Here is a 7,905-nt window from a genome sequence, read left to right on the forward strand (position 1 = left end):
AGACAACAAGCCCTTTCGGTTGCTTAAACAATTTTTACTTTCAAATATTGTCTAACTTTTGGGGGTCACTTCACTGTTGTGCGATGGCTCTTTTTTGATTTGCTGTTATTTCAGATACAGATCCGCTCTTGTCTTGGTGGAATCCATCGTCAAGGTGCTGGTCAGCAGATAGTTAATCTCCTCCTGCTGTCCATAGCCTTCGATGATGTTGATCTTCTTCAGCTCAATCTCGCTGCTGTCAATCGTCGGCAGGAAGTCTCCCGCTTCGATCTGCTCTCTGGTAAACCATACACTGGTCATCAGGGTATAGCTGTCGGTGCCGGACTGGTAAATATCAAACAGCGTTCCCTGATGGCAAATGCTGTTGACCTTTTCCGGTTTGGACAATTCCTCCAGGCTGTATACTGTCATGGTAACGGTATTGGCCTGTTCATCCGACACAAGCTCTGCAAAGCTGCGTTCCGAAGCGAGCACCTGCGCATTGGCTGCCAGCTGAACGGTTGCCGCCTGTTCTCCATTCCGATAGAGCACTGTCATTGTAGCAGTGGACGGATCATAGGAAAGGCTGCCGCCTTTGACCGAATAGGTCTGCACTTTGCTCTGCTGGGCCTGATTGAGTCCTTCTTCCAGAGCATTGGCTGCCTCGGTTGTTGTCTCGGTCTCCGGTTGGGCAGATTCGCTCTCGGTTTGTTCCTGCGGTACCTGTGCCATCATCACGCCTGTCTGTGGTTCCGCTTTTGGGGTCTCTCCTTTACCACCGGTGGTCGGATTGACCTGCTCTTCGTCTTGCTGCTCGGTTACGGTGCTTTCGGTCACAGCCTTCTCCTGCTGTGGAGACGCCAGAGAATCCAGCATCCGCTGACGGAGTTCCTCCCGTTCCTGGGTATCCTGCTGGTTTCCTGCGGCATCCGACTGCACTGCCGGCGCATCATTCGACTGTGCCGAAGGTTCCGACTGCGGCTGTACGGAATCGGCACTCGTTGTTCCCGATTCTGTCTGCGGAGCTTCATTTGCTACCTGCGGTGCCTGCTGCATGACTGCCTTTGGCATTGCAGCTTCCTGTGTTGCCGATTCATCCTCCACCGCTTCTACGGTTTCTTCCACCTCGGCAGATTCCTCGACGGCTTCTTCGGTCGCCTGGTCAGCTGCGGCCGTATTCTGTACGATCGCACCTCCTGCATTCATCGACGTCCGTCCATATTTCCAGAAGGCTGCCGACAATCCGACAACCAGCACCAAGGTGCAGGCGATTGCCCAGCGACGTCTGCGCTGTGCAGCCGAAATGGTGCGGACTTTTTCCTGCTGTTCTTCCTTTTGCGGGAAGATGATTACATTGTTCTTTTCCTTCGAAGGATTTTCTGTCTCTGATTCAAGGACAGTTTCTTTCTCTTCTGTCCCTTCCATTTGTACGTCTATGGTGGACGGATCGACGGTGATCTGTCCGTCTCCCTCTCCTGCACAGATCTTTTCCCAGATATTCTGTGCAGACAAACCTTCGGGAAGCGCCGGACAGCAAAGCGCCGAAAACTGTCGCATCAAAAATTCCTGGTCATCGGCAAGCTGCTGCTGTTCCTGTTCGGACAACGCTTCCGGCATCCAATCTTTGTTCTTTTCTGTCAACTTAGCTTCCCTCCTTCCAAATATTTTCGCATCTTTTTAAAGGCTCGGAACAGTTTGGAGCTGACTGTTCCCTGCGGCGCCTGGATGATCTGCGCAATCTCTCTTGCAGTATAACCATCCACCACCGACAAAATCACAATCTGCCGCTCCTCATCGCCCAGCTGCTGCAGTGCGCGTAAAAGGTCGGTCCGCTGCTGCACCGTCTGGGAAAATTCGTCCTGATCTCCAGGCAGATGGAGCAGCTCGTCAATATCCATCTCGTTGCGTGCCCGCACATATTCACGTATCTTGCGATTGCATCTTGCCGACAAAATACGGTAGATCCATGGCATAAACGCCTGCGGATCGCGCAGAGCTCCCAGTCCCCGATACGCCTCGATGAACGTTTCGGAAACCACATCTTCCGCGTCATGGCTGTTGCCGAGGGTGTACAACGCGGTTCGATACAACGAGGGTGCTACCGCCTGATAAAGCCTGGTAAAGCCTTCCTGGCCTCCCTTCTGGGCATCCAGCACTAATGCTGTGTCTAATTTCACCTCTACACCACCCATCATAAGTTTAGTGCAGGAAAGGCGCCAATTTATTGCGTCCTCTCCAAAAAAATTCCTGAAAAAGTGCCATACTCCTGTCACAGTCCTGTTCACATCAGGATATGCAGTCGGGTCGCCTTGTTTGCCCTGGTATGGCAAACAAGCGCATAAAACGCCAATTGTAGAACCATTATAATATATTCACCCTCAAAAGGCAACCTTCTTTTTTTCCTGCAATTTCCTGTCCTGCGTCCCAAATGATATTGATATTGCGCAGTGAAAAGGCCAAAAAACACAGCACAGACAAAAAACAAACAGGGACTCCCTGCATGGGAATCCCTGTTTGTTTTTGTATGTTTATTCGCCTTTTTTGCGGAAAAGCTCTTCCTTGATCCGCTCCAAAGCTCCCTGATAACGGGTCGAGCGCATATTTGGGAATGCCTCCACCAGACGGCGGCGCAGCAGTCTGTTTCTGGTTGCACCTTCGCGGATGCGCTGCTCGATATGCTCGATTGCTTCGCGCTGTTCATCGGTCAGTTTGGCAAGCAATTCACGGCGGCGCTGTGCACGGCGTTCGGCACGTTCTGCCATCCGTTCGTTTTTACGCTCCTCCAAAAACTCGCGCAGCTCCATTCTGCCAAGCTCGAAGTCCAGCTTGCCCTGTTCGACCTTCTGCTGGAACTCCTGCTGGTTCTGGCGCAGATACTCGCTGGTATCCAGCCGCGCCTGCTCCACCAGCTGCTGGAGCTGTTTGAGCGTTCCGTTGAGGTCGAGGATGGTACGGACTGTCACGGTCAGGTCGGTGACCAACAGCACGCCAAAGACGGCACAGCAAGCCACTGACGCTCCAAACGGCAGCGCCTGGATCATGCCCTGCACCACCGGATCGACCAGACGTGCTGCCACCACCGACAACACACCGAACATCAGCGAATTGCGCAGACACACTCTGCCGTGGATGTTAAAGCGATAGTTGGAATAATCCCACCACTTTGCTGCAAACAATTTTTCCAGCGCAAAACCGGTGATGTATTCGATCACACTGGTCAAAATCATGCCGCCAAAAAACAGCAGCAGCAAATTTTCCCGCAGTGGACGCAAAAACAGCAGTACCGCTACCGCACCGAACCCATATACCGGACAAAGCGGCCCATTGAGAAAACCACGGTTGACAAACTTTCTCTGTCCGATGGAGCAATAAACCGTTTCACACACCCAGCCTAAAAAGCTGTATACCAAAAATGCCAAAAACAGCTGCACAGGACAAGCCTCCCTCTTTTTCTGTTTCCCAAAGAAAGATGCCGGCGGCACCGCAGTACCGCCGGCAACCTTTTCAGAGGGGTTTCTGTTGATGATTCTATTTTAAAAATTAGTACGCGTATTGACCATCCTGACACTGCTCCGTACTGCTTGCGGCAAATCCAGCGGATGCTGTCACCAGTTCCTTTTGATTTTGGTGGCTCTGCTGTTCTTCCAGCGGCTGTTCTACCGGAGGCTCCCGATCGTCCTGCGCTTTCTGCTGCGCGCTCATCAGTCTTGCGTTTGCCAACATCAGCTTGATACGGTTCTGCTGGTTGACCTTAGAAGCACTGGAGTCATAGTCCACCGCAACGATGTTTGCCTGCGGATTTTTCTCCTTGATGACACGCATGACGCCCTTGCCGCAGATGTGGTTTGGCAGGCAGCCGAACGGCTGGGTGCAGACGATGTTGTTAACCTTGTAGTGCTGGATCAGCTCGACCATCTCTGCGGTCAAGAGCCAGCCCTCGCCCATCTTGACGCCCTTGCCGATATAGCCCTTGGTCGACTCGATGGTGCTCTCAAAGTGGCACGGCGGCTGGAAATCGCTGTTCTGCTCGATCAGACGGATCATGTCGCTCTTTCTGCCGCGCAGAAAAGCATTGACCTTGCGCATTACTGCTGCCTTTACTCCGTTGATGCCGTACAGATCATTGTCGAACACGACGTTGTGGGTGCAGTACAGCAAAAAGTCAAACAGTCCAGGGCAGACAACCTCGCAGCCCTCGGACAGCAGAAATTCTTCCAGGTTGTTGTTTCCGAGCGGCGAATATTTGACATAGATTTCGCCGACGACGCCGACGCGGATCTTTTCCTCCTTGCGGCGCTCCACCTTGTTGAATCGCTCGATGATCTGCTTCATCAGCGCTGAAACTTCCTTCCAGCGCAGCAGTTTTTTGCAGAACAGCTTCTCTGCCATGGCGACACTGTCGTCTACCGCCTTCTGGCTGGCTCCTGCCTGCTTTTCGTACGGGATGCACTGATTATACAATGTCATGATTAAATCGCCGCACAGACAGCCGTAGACGGCCTGAAGCAACATTGTCACCGGCAGCGAGAAGCCGCCCGACTGCTCGCTCTTCATAAAGCTGGCGGAGATGACCGGAATATTGCCGTAGCCGCACTTGTCCAGCGCCTTTCTGAGCAGGTGGATATAGTTGGATGCACGGCAGCCGCCGCCGGTCTGTGTGATCAGCAGTGCCACCTTGTCCAGCGGCAGATCACAGTGTTCCAGAGCGTCGATCATCTGGCCGATGACCAGCTGTGCGGGATAGCAGGTATCGTTGTGCACATTTTTGAGTCCCTGGTCGATGACGCCCTGTCCAAAGTTGTCCAGGACCTTGATTTTATAGCCATAGTTTTCCAGTACGTTTCCCAGAATCTTAAAGTGAATCGGAAGCATCGTCGGAATCAGAATTGTATGAGTCTTTTTCATTTCCTTGGTAAAAGACACTCTTTTGATCTCTTCCATTTGTGAAAATCACACCCTCCCTTTTGCCTTTTTGCCGGAGCAGTTCCCTCCTGCTCCGGTTCTTTTTCTATTGCTCATTCTGCTTTTGTGCGTCACGTTCCTTGACTGCACCGATCAGCGAGCGCAGACGGATCTTGACTGCGCCCAGATTGTTGATTTCATCAATTTTCAGCTGGGTATACAGCTTGTCACCACGGGTCAGAATCGCCGAAACCTCGTCGGTGGTGATGGCGTCGATGCCGCAGCCAAAGGATACCAGCTGCACCAGCTCGCAGTCGTCATGCTCGGTGACATACTTGGCTGCATTGTACAGACGCGAATGATAGGTCCACTGGTTGAGGACGTTCGGACGAACCGGAACCACCAGGTCGGAGACACAGTCCTCGGAGACAACCACCAGTCCCAGCGAGGTGATCTGCTGGTTGATGCCGTGGTTGATCTCCGGATCAATGTGGTAAGGTCTGCCGCAGAGCACGATGGTTTTCAGTCCATGCTCTCTTGCATAGCTGAGCGCCTGTGCACCCTTTTCCTTGATGTCGTTCTGATGTGCATAGTAGCGGGTATAGGCATTGTCCGATGCCTGTTTCACTTCCTTCAGCGTCAGGTCAGGATAATATTCCCGCAGCGCTTCCCAGATCTTTTTCGGGAAGGTCTTGCGCGCCGAAAGATTGAGATATGGATAGATATAGCGAACATGCTGGAGCTTTTCGACGTTGGAGATGAGCAGCTCCGGATAGTAGGCAACGACCGGACAGTTAAAGTGGTTGTCGCCGCGGTGCTCATCAAAGTTATAGCTCATGCACGGATAGAAGATGGTGTCAACGCCCTTGTCCAGCAGATTCTCGATGTGTCCATGCATCAGTTTTGCCGGATAGCAGGCGGTATCGGATGGTACCGAGTACTGACCTTTTGCGTACAGTGCACGGGAAGAGATGTCCGAAACCAGCACGTTAAACTGGAGGCTATGGAAAAATTCGACCCAGAAGAACAGGTTTTCGTACATGTTCAGTCCCAGCGGCAGGCCGATGGTTCCGCGGTGGAAGTGATTTTCCGCGGTCAGACGCTGACATTCCTCGCTGAGGGCACGCACCTGCTCGAGCTTATAGCGGTACAGGTCAGGAAGCTGTTTTTCCTTGCCCAGTCCCAGCGGACGCTCACAGCGGTTGCCCGAAATAAAGCGCTCGCCTCCTGCAAAGGTATTGATGGTCAGGTTGCAGTGGTTGGTACAGCCCTGGCAGACCACCGGCTTGGACTCGTGGACGAAGTTTTCCAGCTGATCCATCTTGAGGATCGAGCTTTCTTTTTTCTCCTTGCTTGCCTTATAGATGCCTCTGCCGTAGATGGCAGCACCGTAGGCGCCCATCAGACCGGCGATATCCGGTCGGGTGACATTGTGTCCGATCTCCTGCTCAAAGCTGCGCAGTACGGCGTCGTTTAAGAAGGTACCGCCCTGTACGACGATATGTTCGCCCAGCTCATCTGCGCTTCTGGCACGGATGACCTTATACAGCACGTTTTTAACGACACTCATCGAAAGTCCCGCCGAGATGTCCTCGACGCTGGCGCCGTCCTTCTGTGCCTGCTTGACCGAGGAGTTCATAAAGACGGTGCAGCGGGAGCCCAGGTCCACCGGATACTTGGAGAACAGGCCCAGCCGTGCAAATTCCTCGGCGGTATATCCCATCGACTTTGCAAAGGTCTCGATAAACGAGCCGCATCCCGAGGAGCAGGCCTCGTTGAGCATGATCGAATCGATGGCGTTGTTTTTAATCTTGAAGCACTTGATGTCCTGACCGCCGATGTCCAGGATGAACTCGACTTTCGGGTCAAAGTGCTGTGCCGCCTTGAAGTGGGCGATGGTCTCGACGATGCCGTCGTCCAGATGGAAGGCGTGCTGAATCAGCTCCTCACCGTAACCGGTGGAAACCGCATAGCGGATGTGGACGCGGTCGCCGCAGGCTTCGTAAATCTTCTTGAGCTGTTCGCGGACGATCTGCACCGGATTGCCCTGGCTGGAGCTGTAATAGCGGTAGAGCGTCTCGAACGAGTCGCTCATCAACACCAGCTTGGTGGTGGTGGAGCCGCAGTCGATGCCGAGGTAGGCGTCGCCGCTGTAATCGGCGATGTCCTTCCACGGAACGTTTGCCTGGCTGTGGCGGCGCACAAATTCGTTGTGCTCCTCCTCATTCTCAAACAAAGGTTTCAGATAGTTGGTGGTTTTGGAGCGGGAGGAAGCGTTTTCGAGGATATTGATAAACTCCTCATAGCTGTACGAACGCTCCAGTCCGCGTGTAAAAATGGCTGTTCCGATGGCTACCGAGTACTGTGCCCAGGTTGGGAACACTGCATTTTCTTTGGACAGTTTCAAAGTCTCTGCAAAACGCTGCTGAAGGCCCTTGAAGAAAAAGAGAGGTCCTCCCAGGAACAATACCTTGCCCTCGATCTTTCTTCCCTGGCTCAGTCCGGTGACCGTCTGGTCGACGACCGCCTGGAAGATGCTGGCAGACACGTCCTCTTTCTTTGCGCCCTGGTTGAGCAGCGGCTGAATATCGGTTTTTGCAAAGACGCCGCAGCGGGACGCAATCGGATAAATTCTCTCATGATGCAGGCTCAGCTCATCCAGTTCCTCGGTGCTGATACCCAGCAGAGTTGCCATCTGGTCGATGAAGGCGCCGGTGCCGCCTGCACAGCTGCCGTTCATTCGTTCCTCCAGACCGCCGCTGAGGAAGATGATCTTTGCATCCTCTCCGCCCAGCTCGATCACTGCGTCGGTGTCTGGCTCATACTCCATTACTGTCTTGTAGGTTGCAAAAACCTCCTGCACAAAGTCGATGCCTGCATCCTCTGCAAGACCCAGTCCTGCCGAGCCGGAGATCGCCGCGTGAAACTTTTCTCCCTGCAAAAATTTTCTGGCTCCTTCCAGGGCTTTGATGGTCGCCTGACGCACCTGGGAAAGGTGGCGCTGATAGATCCTGTACAGGATCT

5 protein-coding genes are annotated in these 7,905 nt (G+C 53.3%); all 5 read right to left on the minus strand.

The window, feature by feature from the left end:
* Nucleotides 1-105 precede the first annotated feature (105 nt).
* Nucleotides 106-1,620 carry a hypothetical protein gene (locus tag Q0L39_RS09505; RefSeq protein WP_296628690.1) on the minus strand — a complete coding sequence of 505 codons (1,515 nt, stop codon included), beginning with the start codon at nucleotides 1,618-1,620 and terminating at the stop codon, nucleotides 106-108.
* Complete coding sequence (locus Q0L39_RS09510; RefSeq protein WP_296628692.1) at nucleotides 1,617-2,156, minus strand: RNA polymerase sigma factor; 540 nt, start codon at nucleotides 2,154-2,156, stop codon at nucleotides 1,617-1,619. The genes Q0L39_RS09505 and Q0L39_RS09510 overlap by 4 nt, the downstream gene beginning before the upstream one ends.
* Nucleotides 2,157-2,507: 351 nt before the next feature.
* Complete coding sequence (locus Q0L39_RS09515) at nucleotides 2,508-3,410, minus strand: putative ABC transporter permease (RefSeq protein WP_296628694.1); 903 nt, start codon at nucleotides 3,408-3,410, stop codon at nucleotides 2,508-2,510.
* Between the two features lie 109 nt (nucleotides 3,411-3,519).
* On the minus strand, nucleotides 3,520-4,920 hold the full coding sequence (locus Q0L39_RS09520; RefSeq protein ID WP_296628697.1) for a 2-hydroxyacyl-CoA dehydratase: 1,401 nt from the start codon (nucleotides 4,918-4,920) through the stop codon (nucleotides 3,520-3,522).
* Between the two features lie 67 nt (nucleotides 4,921-4,987).
* On the minus strand, nucleotides 4,988-7,905 hold a 2,918-nt coding region (locus Q0L39_RS09525; protein WP_296628699.1), incomplete at its 5' end, for an acyl-CoA dehydratase activase-related protein.

Source organism: uncultured Negativibacillus sp. (genome assembly GCF_944388365.1).
Lineage (GTDB): Bacteria > Bacillota > Clostridia > Oscillospirales > Ruminococcaceae > Negativibacillus.

Coding starts and splice junctions, on each gene's coding strand:
- Q0L39_RS09520 (WP_296628697.1), bottom strand. CDS start 4,920: ATGGAAGAGATCAAAAGAGTGTCTTTTACCAAGGAAATGAAAAAGACT.